Origin of the sequence: Streptomyces sp. NPDC005302 (genome assembly GCF_040607345.1) — a bacterium.
Taxonomy (GTDB): Bacteria; Actinomycetota; Actinomycetes; order Streptomycetales; family Streptomycetaceae; genus Streptomyces.
In genome coordinates, this window is sequence record NZ_JBEXGN010000015.1 from 1 (window position 1) to 17803 (window position 17803).

The 17803-nt window shown below is 69.9% G+C and carries 9 protein-coding genes, 1 tRNA gene and 1 rRNA gene; 10 read left to right on the forward strand and 1 reads right to left on the reverse strand.

Annotation, left to right across the window (positions count from 1 at the left end):
* From rrf to ABZT74_RS22100, 3 genes are all read left to right on the forward strand, one after another.
* Positions 1–95, forward strand: a 5S ribosomal RNA gene (gene rrf / locus ABZT74_RS22090); the annotation flags it as partial.
* Positions 96–208: 113 nt separating this feature from the next.
* Positions 209–871: a DegT/DnrJ/EryC1/StrS family aminotransferase gene (locus tag ABZT74_RS22095; RefSeq protein WP_356165340.1), complete on the forward strand. Its 663-nt coding sequence runs from the start codon at positions 209–211 to the stop codon at positions 869–871.
* 85 nt (positions 872–956) lie between these two features.
* Positions 957–1032: transfer RNA gene (locus tag ABZT74_RS22100), tRNA-Thr, on the forward strand.
* 79 nt (positions 1033–1111) lie between these two features.
* Here the strand turns inward: ABZT74_RS22100 and ABZT74_RS22105 are convergent.
* Positions 1112–3859, reverse strand: coding sequence for a SpoIIE family protein phosphatase (locus ABZT74_RS22105; protein ID WP_356164623.1), 2748 nt, complete (start codon positions 3857–3859; stop codon positions 1112–1114).
* A 409-nt stretch (positions 3860–4268) separates the two neighbouring features.
* On the opposite strand from ABZT74_RS22105, the gene ABZT74_RS22110 reads away from it, so the two are divergent.
* The 7 genes from ABZT74_RS22110 to ABZT74_RS22140 all read left to right on the forward strand — a co-directional run bounded on the left by ABZT74_RS22110 (position 4269) and on the right by ABZT74_RS22140 (position 17707).
* Complete coding sequence (locus ABZT74_RS22110; RefSeq protein ID WP_355871660.1) at positions 4269–9761, forward strand: HAMP domain-containing protein; 5493 nt, start codon at positions 4269–4271, stop codon at positions 9759–9761.
* A 354-nt stretch (positions 9762–10115) separates the two neighbouring features.
* Positions 10116–10799 (forward strand): response regulator, encoded by a 684-nt coding sequence (locus ABZT74_RS22115; RefSeq protein WP_355871658.1) that lies wholly within the window; start codon positions 10116–10118, stop codon positions 10797–10799.
* Between the two features lie 154 nt (positions 10800–10953).
* Positions 10954–13680: a DNA translocase FtsK gene (locus ABZT74_RS22120; protein ID WP_356437411.1), complete on the forward strand. Its 2727-nt coding sequence runs from the start codon at positions 10954–10956 to the stop codon at positions 13678–13680.
* A 335-nt stretch (positions 13681–14015) separates the two neighbouring features.
* The gene (locus ABZT74_RS22125) at positions 14016–14873 is read left to right on the forward strand and encodes a RodZ domain-containing protein (protein ID WP_355871652.1); all 858 of its coding nucleotides are present in this window, start codon (positions 14016–14018) and stop codon (positions 14871–14873) included.
* Between the two features lie 91 nt (positions 14874–14964).
* A complete protein-coding gene (rimO, locus tag ABZT74_RS22130; protein WP_356164626.1) occupies positions 14965–16446 on the forward strand; it encodes a 30S ribosomal protein S12 methylthiotransferase RimO in 1482 nt (493 codons plus the stop codon).
* The gene (gene pgsA / locus ABZT74_RS22135; protein WP_356164628.1) at positions 16443–17165 is read left to right on the forward strand and encodes a CDP-diacylglycerol--glycerol-3-phosphate 3-phosphatidyltransferase; all 723 of its coding nucleotides are present in this window, start codon (positions 16443–16445) and stop codon (positions 17163–17165) included. Before rimO ends, pgsA begins: the two co-directional genes overlap by 4 nt.
* Positions 17162–17707: a CinA family protein gene (locus tag ABZT74_RS22140; RefSeq protein WP_356164630.1), complete on the forward strand. Its 546-nt coding sequence runs from the start codon at positions 17162–17164 to the stop codon at positions 17705–17707. The genes pgsA and ABZT74_RS22140 overlap by 4 nt, the downstream gene beginning before the upstream one ends.
* The last annotated feature ends 96 nt before the right edge of the window (positions 17708–17803 follow it).

Below are 17803 nucleotides of genomic sequence, written 5' to 3' on the forward strand. Positions count from 1 at the left end.
AAACGCCCGGTTACATTCCGAACCCGGAAGCTAAGCCTCACAGCGCCGATGGTACTGCAGGGGGGACCCTGTGGGAGAGTAGGACGCCGCCGAACTAATCTTGAAGAGCTGGTCCCCGAACTTCGGTTCGGGGACCAGCTCTTTTTTGTTTTGCGTCACTTGAAGTTCACGTTGCGCGACCACGATCCCCAGTATGGGTACTGCTGCAATGCTCAGGGCCGCGGGCGTCGGAGCCGGTGACGAGGTCATCGTCCCGGCCTTCGGGAACGTGGAGGTCGCCGAGGCCGTGGACCAGGCCGGCGCCACCGTCGTCTTCGCCGACATAGACCCGGCGACCTACTGCCTCGACCCGCTGGCGGTCGACGCCGTCATAACACCCCGGTCCGCGGCTGTCGTCGTCGTGCACCGCTTCGGACGGACCGCCGACCTGCCGCGGCTCCACGAACTCGGCCGACGGCACGGGCTGTTGGTGCTGGAACAAGGAGAGTCCGCGACGCCGTACGACGAGACCGCGCAGCGCCGGGAACGGGCCGCCTACCTCGACGGCCGGCTCAGCGGAGTGCGGACACCGGACGGCGGAGACGGACACACCTACCAGCAGTACGTGGTGCGGGTGCCCGGCAACGGACGACCGGACCGGGACGCCTTCGCACGAGCCGTGCGGGCCAAGGGCGTTGAGTGCCGGGTGCCGGTCAAGACGCCGGTGCACCGCATGCCCGGGTTCCGTCGGGACGTACACCTTCCCGAGACGGAGCGGGCCGCGGACGAGACCCTTTCGCTTCCGGTGGACGGGGCGTTGACCAAGCGGGAGATGCAGCGGATCGTCTCCGCGTGCAATGCGCTCGGAGGGCTTCTCCAGCCCGCTTTCTGATCTCCGCACCGGTGGTTGGGAACACCGTTGTGTTCGGGGTATGATCTATTTCGTTGCCGCGAGGGAAACTTCGCAAGGGCAGCAGGCCCCCCTAGCTCAGTCGGTAGAGCGTCTCCATGGTAAGGAGAAGGTCAACGGTTCGATTCCGTTGGGGGGCTCCAGCAGAAAAGGCCTCCGCCCTTGTGGGCGGGGGCCTTTCGCATGTCCGGGGCCGACCGGTGTACCGGCCGGCCCCGACGACTAGTCGGTCTGGAGGCCCGGCACGCGCATCGCGAGAATCGCCATGTCATCCGAGGGGGCGTCAGAGGCGAAGCGTTCCACCGCCCGCATGATGCGTGCAGCGACGGCACCCGCCGTCAGGCCCGTGCAGGTGGTGAGGACGTCCGCGAGACCGTCGTCACCGAGCATGCGGGTACCTTCGCGGCGCTCGGTGACGCCGTCCGTGACGCAGAGCAGGACATCGCCCGGATCGAGGGTGACCGTCTGCTCGTAGAGCTCCAGGTCCTCCATCACGCCCAGCAGCGGCTGGGGTTCGGCTGCCGGTTCGACCGTGCCGTCCTGGCGCAGACGCAGCGGGAGCGGGTGCCCGGCGCAGACCACCTTCAGGATGGCGCTGCCGTCCTCCTGGGGCCACAGCTCGCCGTACAGGAGGGTCAGGAAGCGGCTGCGGGCGCCCTCGTCGAGGATCGCGGAGTTCAGGCGCTCCAGTACGGCCGGGCCGCCGTAGCCCTCGCGGGCCAGCAGGCGCAGGGCGTGCCGGGCGAGGCCGGTGACCGCCGCCGCCTCCGGACCCGTACCGCAGACGTCGCCGATGGCGAAGCCGTACGCGCCGTCGCGGATGGGGAAGAGGTCGTAGAAGTCGCCGCCGACTTCGTTGCCCTCGCCGGCCGCACGATAGATGACCTCGACCTCGACGTTCTCGATGTGGGGGAGCTCGGGGGGCAGGAGGCTGCGCTGGAGGGACTGGCTGATGGCTGTGCGCTCCGAATACAGGCGGGCGTTGTCCAGGGCGAGGGCCGCTCGGCGGGAGAGGTCCTCGGCCAGTTCCAGGATCTCCTGGCGGAAGTGCTCGTCCGACGGCTTGCCGAGGGTCAGCATGCCGATGACGCGGTTGCGGGCCACCAGGGGGAGGACGACCGTCTCGCCGCCGACCGCGGAGGCCGTGGCGAGGGTTGTGCCGATGCCGGTGCTCGCCGAGGCGGTCTCGCCGAGGCCCAGACTGCGCATGGACGTGCGCAGGGCCGCCTCGTGCGCCGCGGCGGCGGGTGCCGACCAGACGCGGGCGCCCGGCGTGGGCACCGGGTCCGGCGGGGCGATCTTCGACAGCAGCGCCTTGAGACCGTCGATGCGTTCCTCGTCCTCGTGCAGCACGTACGAGAGGTACGGCTCCGAGGACTGGTCGGCGATCGTGTAGACCGCGCACCAGGTCGCGAGGGTCGGGACGGTCATCTGGGCCATGAGGGCCAGCGTCTGGTCGCGGTCCAGGGTGCCCGCGAGGAGGTCGGAGGCCTCGACGAGGAACGACAGGGAGCCGCGGCGCAGGCGTTCCAGTTCGCCGAGCCGGGCGGACTCCACGGCGAGGGCGATGCGGTCGGCGGCGAACTGGAGGCGCAGGGCCTCCTCGTTGGAGTAGCGGCCCGGGGCTTCGGCGGCGACGCCGAGGGAGCCGGTGAGGCGGCCCTCGACCTTCAGTGGGACCGTGACGACCGAGCGCATGCCGGTGCCGCCGAGGAGCGGGACGGCGCCGGGGACGACCGTCAGGTCCTCGTGGACGGCGGGCATCCGGGCGGAGCCGTAGCGTCCGGGGCCCGCCTCGACGGGGACGCGGGCGAAGCGCTGGCGGGCGGAGGGCAGGCCCGTCGAGGCGCGTACCTCCAACTCCGTCTCGTCGTCGGTCGCGAGGAGCAGGAAAGCGGAGTCGGCGTCGAGCATGTCGCGGGCGCGTTCCACCGTGCGCTGGAGGAGGCCGTCGAGGTCGTCCGGGGCGGGCGAGCCGATGAAGATCTCGAACGGGTCGGTGGTCTGGCCCTCGGCGGTGGTGCCCGAGTCCGCCGCGGCGAGGCGCAACGGGGTCTGCAGGACGGCGCGTTCGTGGTCGCGGACGAGGAGGCACACCGTCGACGGTTCGCCGCTCGTGTCCCGGACCCGCAGGTGCGAGGCGTAGACCGGGGTGACCCGGCCGTCGGCGCAGCGGATGCCGTAACTGCCTTCCCAGCGGGAGAGTTGGAGGGCCTCGACGATGCCGGTGCTGGTGCCGGGGGTGTGCGGCCAGGCCGCGAGGTCCGTCAGCGGTTTGCCGGTGACCTGCTCGGCGGCGTACCCGAAGAGTTCCTCGGCGTCCTCGTTCCAGGCGTTGATGGCGCCGGTGCGGTCGATCTGGACGACCGCGACGCGGACGCGGCCGTCGGCGAGGGGGAGGAGGTGGGCGGGCAGGGCGGGGCCGGCGGCGCGGGTGCCGACCGCGCGCTCGGGGAGTTCGAGCTGGAACCAGACCTGTTTGTGGGTGGGCGTGTACTCGACACCCCAGCGGCCGGCGAGGGCCGCGCAGAGCTGGAGCCCGCGTCCGCCCTCGCGGTCGGGGCTGCCCATGTCGATGGCCGCGCCCTGGAGTGGGATCTCGCGTTCGGGGTAGTGATCCGCCACCTCGATGCGTACGCCGTCGTCGCTGCGCAGACACAGAACGTCGGCGGAGGTGCCCGCGTGTACGACGGCATTGGTGACCAGTTCGCTGGTCAGGACGACGGCGTCGTCCACGATGTCGGCGAATCCCCAACCCTGGAGGGTGTCGCGGACGAAGGAGCGGGCGGTAGCGACGGAGCGTCCCACCGGCTCGAAACTGGCGGCCGCGCGCGCGGTGATCACAGAACTCCTCGTCCGGTTGTCGGCGTGCACGGCTGCGTGGCCGCCCCGCTCCTGCGTGGGAAGAGCGTGGTTCCCCGTCGGCCGGGGATCCTGAGGGGCTTCCCCAGGATGCAGTCCGGTGGTCATGGTGCGGTGCCCCTCCGATGCCTGCCCGCTCGTGCTCGTGCCACCGCCCAGGCCGGACAGGTCCGGCACGGCTGGACAGCCGCATGCAAGGTTACTTACCTTCGCGGTCCATGCGGATGCCGGTCACCAGTGTTTCCGTCCGGAAGGGCCGGGAGTTTCCGTTCTGCCGTGTGCTTGTGGTCGTCTGCGACCAGGCTCGGCTGCGGTTCCGCGGGTGTGCGGACGAGGACCGATGGTGTGCGGACGATGTGCGAAGCTGCCGAACTGTTATGGCCTGGTTCAGCCGGGGTGAAACACTGGGCAGGCTCCACGGAGAAGGTCCGGGCACGCCGAGTGCCTCCTCTGCACGCAGAGCAGCAGTACCCGAGTACGCCGAGCAGTAATGGTCGACCCTTGCGGGAGGGACACAGTGGAGTCTGGCGCAGCGACGCGGGGCGGTAGGACGCGCGCGAAAGGCGGACAGTCCCCGAGCAGTGGGCGCACACCGCGCACCGGTACCACCGAGGTGGACACGGCGGCGCTGAACCGCATGCTGGCCGCCCTGGTCTCGATGCGGGACGGGAACTTCCGCAAGCGGCTCACGGTCTCCGGCGACGGGGTGATGTCCGAGATCGCGGCGGTCTTCAACGAGGTCGCCGACCGCAATCTGCATCTCACCGGTGAGCTGTCGCGGGTGCGGCGGGTGGTGGGCCGTGAGGGAAAGCTCACGGAGCGGCTGGAGACGGGGGTCTGCGAGGGCTCCTGGGCGGCCGCGATCGACGCGTCGAACGCGCTGGTCGACGATCTCGTACGGCCCGTCTCCGAGGTCGGCCGGGTGCTGTCCGCGGTCGCGGAGGGTGATCTGTCGCCGCGGATGGATCTGCGCGCGCAGGCGGCCGACGGGAACGGGCATCCGCTGCGCGGCGAGTTCCTGAAGGTCGGGCGGACGGTCAACAACCTCGTCGACCAGCTGTCGACGTTCACCGACGAGGTCACGCGGGTGGCCAGCGAGGTGGGGACCGAGGGCAAGCTGGGCGGGCAGGCCCGAGTGCGCGGGATGTCGGGTTCGTGGAAGGACCTCACGGACTCGGTCAACACGATGGCGTACCGGCTGACGGCCCAGGTGCGGGACATCGCGCTGGTGACGACGGCGGTCGCCAAGGGTGACCTGTCGCGGAAGGTCACCGTTCACGTGGCCGGCGAGATGCTCGAGCTGAAGAACACCGTCAACACGATGGTCGACCAGCTCTCGTCCTTCTCCTCCGAGGTGACGCGTGTCGCGCGTGAGGTGGGGACGGAGGGCGAGCTGGGCGGCCAGGCGCAGGTGCCCGGGGTGGCCGGCGTCTGGAAGGACCTCACCGACTCGGTGAACCTGATGGCCGGCAACCTGACGGCCCAGGTGCGCGGGATCGCGCAGGTGACGACGGCCGTCGCGAGCGGTGACCTGTCGCAGAAGGTGACCGTCTCCGCGCGGGGCGAGGTCGCGCAGCTCGCCGAGACGATCAACCAGATGACCGAGACGCTGCGGACGTTCGCCGACGAGGTCACGCGTGTGGCCAACGAGGTCGGCGCCGGGGGTCAGCTCGGCGGCCAGGCGAACGTGCCGGGCGCGGCGGGCACCTGGAAGGACCTGACCGACTCGGTCAACACGGTCTTCCGGAACCTGACGACGCAGGTGCGCGACATCGCCGCGGTGACGACGGCGGTGGCCAACGGTGACCTGTCGCAGAAGGTCACCGTGGACGTGGCCGGCGAGATGCTGGAGCTGAAGAACACCGTCAACACGATGGTCGACCAGCTGTCGTCGTTCGGTGTCGAGGTCACCCGGGTGGCGCGCGAGGTCGGTGTCGAGGGTGAGCTGGGCGGTCAGGCGCAGGTGCCGGGTGTTGCCGGTACGTGGAAGGACCTCACCGACTCCGTCAACACGGCGTTCCAGAACCTGACGGGTCAGGTGCGCAACATCGCGCAGGTGACCACGGCGGTCGCGAACGGTGACCTGTCGCAGAAGGTCACCGTGGACGTGTCCGGCGAGATGCTCCAGCTGAAGAACACCGTGAACACGATGGTGGACCAGCTGTCGAGCTTCGCCGACCAGGTGACGCGGATGGCCCGGGACGTGGGTACGGAGGGCCGGCTCGGCGGTCAGGCCCGGGTGGACGGTGTGTCCGGTACGTGGAAGGAACTCACCGACTCCGTCAACTTCATGGCGGGCAACCTGACCTCGCAGGTACGCCAGATCGCGCAGGTGACCACCGCGGTGGCCCGGGGCGACCTGTCGCAGAAGATCGACGTGGACGCGCGCGGCGAGATCCTGGAGCTGAAGAACACCATCAACACGATGGTCGACCAGCTCTCCGCGTTCGCCGACCAGGTGACGCGGGTGGCGCGCGAGGTGGGTACGGAGGGCCGGCTCGGCGGGCAGGCCCAGGTGCCCGGTGTCGCCGGCGTCTGGCGCGACCTGACCGACTCCGTGAACGGCATGGCCGGCAACCTCACCGCCCAGGTGCGCAACATCGCGCAGGTGGCGACGGCGGTGGCCCGGGGTGACCTGTCGCAGAAGATCGACGTGGACGCGCGCGGCGAGATCCTGGAGCTGAAGAACACCCTCAACACGATGGTGGACCAGCTGTCGAACTTCGCCGAGCAGGTGACGCGGGTGGCCCGCGAGGTGGGCACGGAGGGCATGCTGGGCGGGCAGGCCGAGGTGCAGGGTGTCTCCGGCACCTGGAAGGACCTCACCCAGTCCGTGAACTTCATGGCCAACAACCTGACCATCCAGGTGCGCAACATCGCCGAGGTGACGACCGCGGTCGCGAAGGGCGACCTGTCGAAGAAGATCACCGTCGACGCGAAGGGCGAGATCCTCGAACTGGTCACGACCGTCAACACGATGGTGGACCAGCTGTCGAACTTCGCCGAGCAGGTGACGCGGGTGGCCCGCGAGGTGGGCACCGACGGCAACCTGGGCGGGCAGGCGCGGGTGCCGGGTGTCACCGGCATCTGGAAGGACCTGAGCGACAACGTCAACGTGATGGCCAACAACCTGACCAACCAGGTGCGGAACATCTCCCAGGTCGCGACGGCGGTGGCCAACGGCGACCTCACCAAGAAGGTCACGGTCGAGGCGAGCGGCGAGGTCGCGCAGCTCGCCGACACCGTCAACACCATGGTGAAGACGCTGAGTTCGTTCGCGGACCAGGTGACCCGGGTGGCCCGCGAGGTGGGCACGGACGGCATCCTCGGCGGCCAGGCGCGCGTACCGGGCGTGTCCGGCACGTGGAAGGACCTCACCGAGTCGGTGAACGGGATGGCGTCCAACCTGACCGGCCAGGTGCGCAACATCGCGATGGTCACGACGGCCATCGCGAAGGGCGACCTGACCAAGAAGATCGACATCGACGCGCGCGGCGAGATCCTGGAGCTCAAGACCACCATCAACACGATGGTCGACCAGTTGTCGTCCTTCGCCGAGGAGGTCACCCGGGTGGCCCGCGAGGTGGGCACCGAGGGGCAGTTGGGCGGCCAGGCACGCGTGCGTGACGTCGACGGCACCTGGCGCGACCTCACCGAGTCGGTGAACGAGATGGCCGGGAACCTGACCCGGCAGGTGCGTGCCATCGCGCGCGTGGCGACCGCGGTGACCCGCGGTGACCTGAACCTGAAGATCGACGTGGACGCGTCCGGCGAGATCCAGGAACTCCAGGACTACATCAACAAGATGATCGCCAACCTGCGCGACACCACGATCGCGAACAAGGAACAGGACTGGCTGAAGGGCAACCTCGCCCGCATCTCCGCCCTGATGCAGGGCCGCCGCGACCTCGCCGACGTGGCCTCCCTGATCATGAGCGAGCTGACGCCGGTCGTCTCGGCCCAGCACGGCGCGTTCTTCCTCTCCATGCCGCTGGTCGACGGCAAGGACGCGGGCGCCGAGGACGAGGAGGCGTACGAGCTGCGCATGCTCGGGTCGTACGGCTACTCGATGGGCTCCATGCCGACGTCGTTCCGGCCCGGCGAGGCGCTCATCGGGACCGCCGCCCAGGAGAAGCGCACGATCCTGGTGGAGAACGCGCCGAGCGGCTACCTGAAGATCTCCTCCGGGCTCGGTGAGGCGCCTCCGGCCCAGGTCGTCGTGCTTCCGGTGCTGTTCGAGGGGACGGTGCTCGGTGTCATCGAGCTGGCGTCGTTCACGCCGTTCACGCAGATCCAGAAGGACTTCCTGAACCAGATCGCCGAGATGATCGCGACGAGCGTCAACACCATCTCCGTGAACACCAAGACGGAGGTGCTGCTCGGGCAGTCGCAGGAGCTGACCGAGCAACTGCGCGAGCGTTCAGCGGAGTTGGAGAACCGGCAGAAGGCGCTCCAGGACTCGAACATGGAGCTGGAGGAGAAGGCCGAGCTGCTGGCCCAGCAGAACCGGGACATCGAGGTGAAGAACACCGAGATCGAGGAGGCCCGCCAGGTCCTGGAGGAGCGTGCCGAGCAGCTCGCCGTCTCCATGCGCTACAAGAGCGAGTTCCTGGCGAACATGTCGCATGAGCTGCGGACGCCGCTCAACTCCCTGCTGATCCTCGCCAAACTGCTCGCCGACAACGCGGACACGAACCTGACGCCCAAGCAGGTCGAGTTCGCCGAGACGATCCACGGCGCGGGCTCGGACCTGCTCCAGCTGATCAACGACATCCTCGACCTGTCCAAGGTCGAGGCGGGCAAGATGGACGTGTCGCCGACCCGTATCGCGCTCGTCCAGCTCGTCGACTACGTGGAGGCCACCTTCCGCCCGCTGACGGCGGAGAAGGGGCTCGACTTCTCGGTGCGGGTCTCGCCGGAACTGCCCGCCACGCTGCACACGGACGAACAGCGGCTGCTGCAGGTGCTGCGCAACCTGCTCTCCAACGCGGTGAAGTTCACCGACTCCGGGGCGGTCGAGCTGGTGATCCGGCCGGCCGGCGCGGACGTGCCGGTGGCCATCCGGGAGCAGCTCCTGGAGTCCGGGTCGCTGCGGGACGCGGACGGCGACCTCATCGCGTTCTCGGTGACCGACACCGGTATCGGGATCGCCGCGAGCAAGATGCGGGTGATCTTCGAGGCCTTCAAGCAGGCGGACGGCACGACGAGCCGCAAGTACGGCGGCACCGGACTCGGGCTCTCCATCTCGCGGGAGATCGCGCGGCTGCTGGGCGGCGAGATCCACGCGCAGAGCGAGCCGGGACGCGGCTCCACCTTCACGCTGTACCTGCCGCTGCACCCGAGCGAACTGCCGCCGCAGGGCTACGGGCAGATGGTCCCGGCGCTGGAGGCGGGGGAGCTGCTGGCCTCCGAGGCGGAGCTGGCCGGCCCGGGCGTGGAGATGACGGCCGAGGTGAAGTCGTACCAGGAGACCCAGAACGGACCCGCCGCGCTCTTCAGGAGGCGCCGCAGGACCCTTCCCGCGGCCGAGGAGCGCGGCGCCGCCCCCGGGCAGCCGGAGAGCGGCGCGGGAGGCTCTCAGGAGCAGTGGGCGGTTCCGGAGACGGGACCGCAGCCGCCCCGGGGCATCCGCTTCGAGGGGGAGAAGGTCCTGATCGTCGACGACGACATCCGCAACGTGTTCGCGCTGACGAGCGTCCTGGAGCAGCACGGCCTTTCGGTGCTGTACGCGGAGAACGGCCGTGAGGGCATCGAGGTCCTGGAGCAGCACGACGATGTGACGGTCGTTCTGATGGACATCATGATGCCGGAGATGGACGGTTACGCGACGACCACGGCGATCCGCAGGATGCCGCAGTTCGCGGGGCTGCCGATCATCGCCCTGACGGCGAAGGCGATGAAGGGCGACCGGGAGAAGGCGATCGAGTCGGGGGCCTCCGACTACGTGACCAAGCCGGTCGATCCCGATCACCTGCTCTCCGTGATGGAGCAGTGGATGCGCGAGGGGTGACATGGGCGACACCGGGCGGTGCGGGCCGCCGTCCGGTGACGCGGTGTCGAGGGGCGGTTCACCGTGCGGTACGGCCGCGCGGGAGGCCCCGCCTCGTACGGCAGGTCGCACAACGGACCTGGCCCGAAGCCGTGTAGAAGCACGGGATACGGGGAACCTTCTGGTCTCCCGCGACGTTTCTGCTACGTGCACAGTGACATCACGGTGACAGGGTGTGGCGACAGGCGGGGTGCGGCTACCATGACCCGCACAAGGACGGACGACGTAAGGGAGTCGTCCTCTGGGGCGGCCCCCGGTGCTACCCCAAGTCCTGCGGACAGGGGAGGCCCCATGCCGGGGCGAGGAGGGCGGGCCATGGTGCAGAAGGCCAAGATCCTCCTGGTCGATGACCGGCCGGAGAATCTGCTGGCGCTGGAGGCGATTCTCTCCGCGCTCGATCAGACACTGGTGCGGGCATCGTCCGGGGAGGAAGCGCTCAAGGCGCTGCTCACGGACGACTTCGCGGTCATTCTGCTGGACGTCCAGATGCCGGGCATGGACGGTTTCGAGACCGCCGCGCACATCAAGCGGCGGGAGCGGACCCGGGACATCCCGATCATCTTCCTCACCGCCATCAACCACGGCCCCCACCACACCTTCCGGGGGTACGCGGCGGGCGCTGTGGACTACATCTCCAAGCCGTTCGACCCGTGGGTGCTGCGCGCGAAGGTCTCGGTCTTCGTCGAGCTGTACATGAAGAACTGCCAACTCCGGGAGCAGGCGGCCCTGCTGCGGCTCCAGCTGGAGGGCGGTGGCGGCAAGGCGACGCTCGGCGACGCCAAGGAGCCCGCCGGTCTTCTCGCCGAACTGTCCGCCCGGCTCGCGGCCGTTGAGGAGCAGGCCGAGGCGCTGTCCAAGCAACTGGACGACGACTCCGCGGACGCGGCGGCGGTGGCGACCGCGGCCCACCTCGAACGCAAGCTGACCGGGCTGCGCAGAGCGCTGGACGCCCTGGAGCCGGGCACCGGCAGCGCGCCCCCGCTCCCGTCGCAGAGCTGAACCGACGCCGGCGCGGAAACGTTGTCGACGTCGGCGCGGCCGGCCGGGAACCGGATGAGGACGCGTCAGTTCCGGTCCCTGGCAAGGGCGACACGATCGGGTGAAGCCGTGGGCACACGTGTCCCCTGTCGTCTCCACCGGTAACCTCACACACATGGCCTCACGTCAGTCCGCAGCCAAGAAGCCGCCCGCGAAGAAGGCGGCCGGTCCGACGAAGGCTCCGGCGAAGAAGGCCCCCGCGAAAAAGGCAGCCGCCAAGAAGGCGCCTGCCAGGAGGCCCGCTCCCGCGCCGGCGCCCAGCCCGACCGCGGGCGTGTACCGACTGGTGCGCGCCGTGTGGCTGGGCCTCGCCCACGCCGTCGGAGCGACCTTCCGTGGCATAGGGCGGGGCGCCAAGGGCCTCGACCCGGCCCACCGCAAGGACGGCGTCGCGCTGCTGCTGCTCGGCATCGCGCTGATCGTCGCGGCGGGAACCTGGTCCAATCTGCGCGGCCCGGTCGGAGACCTCGTCGAGATGCTCGTCACCGGTGCCTTCGGGCGCCTCGACCTGCTCGTGCCGATACTCCTCGGCGTCATCGCGGCCCGGCTCATCCGCCATCCCGAGCAGCCCGAGGCCAACGGCCGCATCGTCATCGGTCTGTCCGCGCTCGCGATCGGTGTGCTCGGGCAGGTCCACATCGCGTGCGGGGCGCCCGCGCGCAGCGACGGCATGCAGGCGATAAGGGACGCCGGCGGACTCATCGGCTGGGGTGCTTCCACCCCGCTGACCTACACGATGGGCGACGTCCTCGCCGTACCGCTCCTCGTGCTCCTCACGATCTTCGGCCTGCTGGTCGTCACGGCCACCCCGGTCAACGCGATCCCGCAGCGGCTGCGACTGCTCGGCCAGAAGCTCGGCATCGTCCAGGCCGACTTCGACGAGGACGCGTTCGGTGAGGACGACGAGCGCTACGACGAGCAGTGGCGCGAGGCGACCCCGGCGCGCTCCCGCAGACGCCCGCAGGCCCCCGACGCGTACGACCCCGACAACGCCGAACAGGACGCGCTCACCAAGCGTCGGAGCAGGCCCCGGCGGCCCGGCGCCCAGCAGCCCGGCATGAACCGGCCGATGGACGCCGTGGACGTCGCCGCCGCGGCCGCCGCCGCGCTCGACGGCGCCGTGCTGCACGGAATGCCGCCCTCGCCGCTGGTCGCCGACCTGACGCAGGGCGTCAGCGTGGAGCGCGACGGGTACGAGGAGACCACGCCGGTGCCGGCCGCCCGTGCCAAGGGCCCGGTGCCGGGTGCCAAGCGGCCGAAGCAGGAGACTCTGCCCTCCGAGGGCGTCGTGCCCGACCTCACCAAGGCCGCGCCCGACGCGCCCCGCGAGCTGCCCCCGCGCGCGGAGCAGCTCCAGCTCTCCGGGGACATCACGTACTCGCTGCCCTCGCTCGACCTGCTGGAGCGCGGCGGCCCCGGCAAGACGCGCAGCGCCGCCAACGACGCGGTGGTCGCCTCCCTGCAGAACGTCTTCCGGGAGTTCAAGGTCGACGCCGCCGTCACCGGCTTCACCCGTGGTCCGACCGTCACGCGCTACGAGGTCGAGCTCGGCCCCGCCGTCAAGGTCGAGCGGATCACGGCGCTCACCAAGAACATCGCGTACGCGGTCGCCAGCCCCGACGTGCGGATCATCAGCCCGATCCCCGGCAAGTCCGCGGTCGGCATCGAGATCCCCAACACGGACCGCGAGATGGTCAACCTCGGCGATGTACTGCGGCTCGCGGACGCGGCCGAGGACGACCATCCGATGCTCGTCGCGCTCGGCAAGGACGTCGAGGGCGGCTACGTGATGGCCAACCTCGCGAAGATGCCGCACGTGCTGGTCGCCGGCGCCACCGGGTCCGGCAAGTCCTCGTGCATCAACTGCCTGATCACCTCGGTCATGGTCCGCGCGACCCCCGAGGACGTGCGGATGGTCCTGGTCGACCCCAAACGCGTCGAGCTGACCGCCTACGAGGGCATCCCGCACCTGATCACGCCGATCATCACCAACCCGAAGCGGGCGGCCGAGGCGCTCCAGTGGGTCGTCCGCGAGATGGACCTGCGCTACGACGACCTCGCCGCGTTCGGGTACCGGCACATCGACGACTTCAACGCGGCGATCCGCAGCGGCAAGGTCAAACTGCCCGAGGGCAGCGAGCGCGAGCTGACCCCGTACCCGTACCTCCTGGTCATCGTCGACGAGCTCGCCGACCTGATGATGGTCGCCCCGCGGGACGTCGAGGACGCGATCGTGCGGATCACGCAGCTCGCCCGCGCGGCCGGCATCCACCTGGTGCTCGCCACCCAGCGCCCTTCGGTGGACGTCGTCACCGGTCTGATCAAGGCGAACGTGCCCTCCCGGCTCGCCTTCGCCACGTCCTCGCTCGCCGACTCCCGCGTCATCCTCGACCAGCCCGGCGCCGAGAAGCTGATCGGCAAGGGCGACGGCCTCTTCCTGCCGATGGGCGCCAACAAGCCCACGCGTATGCAGGGCGCCTTCGTCACCGAGGACGAGGTCGCCGCGGTCGTGCAGCACTGCAAGGACCAGATGGCGCCCGTCTTCCGGGAAGACGTCACCGTGGGCACCAAGCAGAAGAAGGAGATCGACGAGGACATCGGCGACGACCTGGACCTGCTGTGCGCGGCGGCCGAACTGGTCGTCACCTCGCAGTTCGGGTCCACCTCGATGCTCCAGCGCAAGCTGCGCGTCGGCTTCGCCAAGGCCGGCCGGCTGATGGACCTGATGGAGTCGCGCGGCATCGTCGGGCCCAGCGAGGGTTCCAAGGCCCGGGACGTGCTCGTGAAGGCGGACGAGCTCGACGGAGTGTTGGCCGTGATTCGCGGGGAAGCAGGAGCGTAGGCACTTCGACGGAGGAAGACGGGACAGCCGGTCGGGGCAGGGTGGACGCACGGCGGGACGCCCGAAGGTCGGGCGGTTGGCCGCGCGGGTGGCGGAACGACACGTTCAGCCCCAGTCTGATATTCGAACGTGACTCACCCGTAAGGGATCGACGGGCAACCGTTTCCCTTCGTCGCACGTCAAGTTGAGCGAGGGGACGCCAACCTGTCCCGGCGTCAGGATGACCGGCCATTCTGATGGCGTACAAAGTCCCACCGCCCGGTTGCCCCACCCTTTCGTACCCCCCCTAGACTGAACCTCCAGCACAGGTGGCTACACGCTCGAAAGGCGCCCCCGTGTCCATCGGCAACTCCCCTGACGGCAACACCCCCGAAGACGAGCGTCCGTTCGAAGACGATCGTGCGGCCGAACCGGTCTCGATCGGCCGTGCCCTTCAGCAGGCACGTATCGACGCCGGCCTGACCGTCGACGACGTCAGCAACGCCACCCGCGTCCGCATCACGATCATCCACGCCATCGAACAGGACGACTTCACCCCGTGCGGCGGCGACGTCTACGCCCGCGGGCACATCCGGACGCTGGCTCGCGCCGTCCAGCTCGATCCGGTCCCGCTCCTGACCCAGTACGACGCCGAGCACGGCGGACGTCCCGCGCCGACGCCCGCCGCCCCGCTCTTCGAGGCGGAACGCATCCGTCCCGAGCGGCGCGGACCGAACTGGACGGCCGCCATGGTCGCCGCGATCGTCGCGGTGATCGGCTTCGTCGGGTTCACCGTCGTCAAGGGGGGCGACAGCGGTGACGACTCGAAGACCCAGGTCGCCGAGGGCTCCACGCCCACCGCCAGCAAGGCCGCCTCGCCCACCGCGAACGCCAGTAAGCCCGCCGATCCGAAGCCGGACCCGTCCGACAGCGCCATCGCGGCCGCCCCGCAGGACAAGGTGACCGTGCGGGTCACCGCCCCGGACGGACGCAGCTGGATCTCCGCCAAGGACCACAACGGCCGGATGCTCTTCGACGGGCTGCTGAACCAGGGCGAGTCCAAGACCTTCCAGGACAGTTCCAAGATCAATCTCATCCTCGGTGACGCCGGAGCCATCCAGCTCTACGTCAACGGCAAGAAGATCGAGGACGACTTCCGGCCGGGCGCGGTCGAGCGTCTGACCTACACAAAGGGCGACCCGCAGGTCGGCTGAGGCCAGCAGACACAGGCAGTCCACGGGGTTGGCCAAGATCGGCCAACCCCGTCGACATGGGGTGTCGGAGAGACAAAGTAGTCTTGAGCCCATGCCTGAACGCCGTACCGTCGCACTCGTCACCCTTGGCTGCGCCCGTAACGAGGTGGACTCGGAGGAGCTCGCAGGCCGCTTGGAGGCGGACGGCTGGCACCTCGTGGAGGACGCCGAGCAAGCGGACGTCGCCGTCGTCAACACCTGTGGCTTCGTCGAAGCCGCCAAGAAGGACTCCGTCGACGCCCTGCTCGAAGCCAACGACCTCAAGGGGCACGGCAGAACCCAGGCCGTCGTGGCGGTGGGCTGCATGGCCGAGCGGTACGGCAAGGAACTCGCCGAAGCCCTCCCCGAGGCCGACGGCGTGCTCGGATTCGACGACTACGCCGACATCTCCGACCGCCTGCAGACCATCCTGAACGGCGGCATCCACGCCTCCCACACCCCGCGCGACCGGCGCAAGCTGCTGCCGATCAGCCCCGCCGAGCGGCAGACCGCCGGCGAGGAAGTGGCCCTTCCGGGCCATGGCGCCCCCACCGACCTGCCCGAGGGCGTCGCCCCGGTCTCCGGCCCCCGCGCGCCGCTGCGCCGCAGGCTGGACGGCTCCCCGGTCGCCTCGGTGAAGCTCGCCTCCGGCTGCGACCGCCGCTGCACCTTCTGCGCCATCCCGTCCTTCCGCGGCTCGTTCATCTCACGCCGCCCCAGCGACGTCCTGAACGAGGCCCGCTGGCTCGCCGAGCAGGGTGTGAAGGAGGTCATGCTGGTCTCCGAGAACAACACCTCGTACGGCAAGGACCTCGGTGACATCCGTCTCCTGGAGACGATGCTGCCCGAGCTGGCCGAGATCGACGGCATCGAGCGGGTGCGGGTCAGCTACCTGCAGCCCGCCGAGATGCGCCCCGGCCTGATCGACGTGCTGACGTCGACGGAGAACGTCGCGCCCTACTTCGACCTGTCCTTCCAGCACTCCGCGCCCGACGTGCTGCGCTCCATGCGCCGCTTCGGCGACACCGACCGGTTCCTGGAACTGCTCGACACCATCCGCGCCAAGGCCCCGGAGGCCGGCGTGCGCTCGAACTTCATCGTCGGGTTCCCCGGCGAGAGCGAGGCCGACCTCGCCGAGCTGGAGCGCTTCCTCACCGGCGCCCGCCTCGACGCGATCGGCGTCTTCGGCTACTCCGACGAGGACGGCACCGAAGCGGCGACCTTCGAGAACAAGCTGGACGAGGACGTCGTCGCCGAGCGCCTCGCGCGCGTGTCCCGACTCGCCGAGGAACTCGTCGCCCAGCGCGCCGAGGAGCGTGTCGGCGAGACGGTCCGCGTCCTGGTCGAGTCGATCGACGGCGAGGACGGCGCGTACGGCCGCGCCGCGCACCAGGCGCCCGAGACGGACGGGCAGGTGCTGTTCACGAGCGGCGCGGGTCTGACCGTCGGCCGTATCGTCGAGGCCAAGGTGGTCGGTACGGAAGGTGTCGACCTCGTGGCCGAGCCGCTGATCGGCGCGCTCGCGTGTACGGAGACTGAGGAGGCGGCCAGATGACCGGAGTCCCGGCATCCGCGGCGGGCGGCTCCCCCAGCGCCAAAGGCGCTACGAGCGCCCCCGACGTGTCCGGTGCTCCGGGTGACGGCAAGACGGTGCGGGGCGGGAAGCTGACCGCCGCGGCCGTCGACCAGGCCAGCCTGTGGAACATCGCCAACATCCTGACCATGATCCGGCTCGTCCTCGTGCCCGGCTTCGTGGCCCTGATGCTGGCCGACGGCGGCTACGACCCGGCCATGCGCGCCTGGGCCTGGGCGGCGTTCGCCGTCGCCATGATCACCGACATCTTCGACGGCCATCTGGCACGCACGTACAACCTCGTCACCGACTTCGGGAAGATCGCCGACCCGATCGCCGACAAGGCGATCATGGGCGCGGCGCTCATCTGCCTCTCGGGCCTCGGAGATCTGCCCTGGTGGGTGACCGTCGTCATCCTCGGCCGTGAGCTGGGCGTCACGCTGCTGCGGTTCGTCGTGATCCGGTACGGAGTCATCCCGGCGAGCCGGGGCGGAAAGCTGAAGACGCTGGCCCAGGGCACCGCGGTCGGGATGTACATCCTGGCGCTGACGGGGGCACTGGCCACCCTGAGGTTCTGGGTGATGGCCGTGGCGGTCGTCCTGACGGTGGTCACCGGACTCGACTACGTGCGACAGGCCGTCGTGCTGCGCAGGCAGGGCATCGCCGCGCGCCGGGCAGCCGCCGAGGAGTCCGCGCGGTGACGTCCGAGGCCACTGAGGTGGTGCGACTACTCACGGTGAGGGGCGAAACCCTCGCGGTCGCCGAGTCGCTCACCGGTGGCCTGGTGGCGGCCGAGCTCACGGCGGTGCCGGGTGCCTCGAAGGCGTTCCGGGGCTCCGTGACCGCGTACGCCACCGAGCTCAAGCATCAGCTGCTGGGTGTCGACGCCACTCTGCTGGCCCAGCGCGGCGCGGTGGATCCGCAGGTCGCGGCCCAGATGGCGGCCGGAGTGCGCAGGGCGCTCGGCGCGGACTGGGGGATCGCGACCACGGGTGTCGCCGGCCCGGATCCGCAGGACGGCCAGCCGGTCGGCACGGTCTACGTGGCCGTCGCGGGACCTCCGGGCGCGGCCTTTCCTGCCCCTGAGGGCGGGAAAGTGGCGCCACTGCGGTTGAACGGTGGCCGGGCGGAAATCCGTATGGAGAGTGTACGCAGCGTGCTCGCCCTGCTCCTGAGGGAGCTGGCGGGCGAACAGACGGGGAATGAGCGGGCACAGGATACGGAACAGAACGGGGGGTTTTGATGTTTGCAGCCCTGAGTGAACACGACATCGCTCCCCGCACGGCCGCGGCGCAAGGCGGTACGGTGGGGCGTGAAGGATGCGGCTACGCGGTCCGAG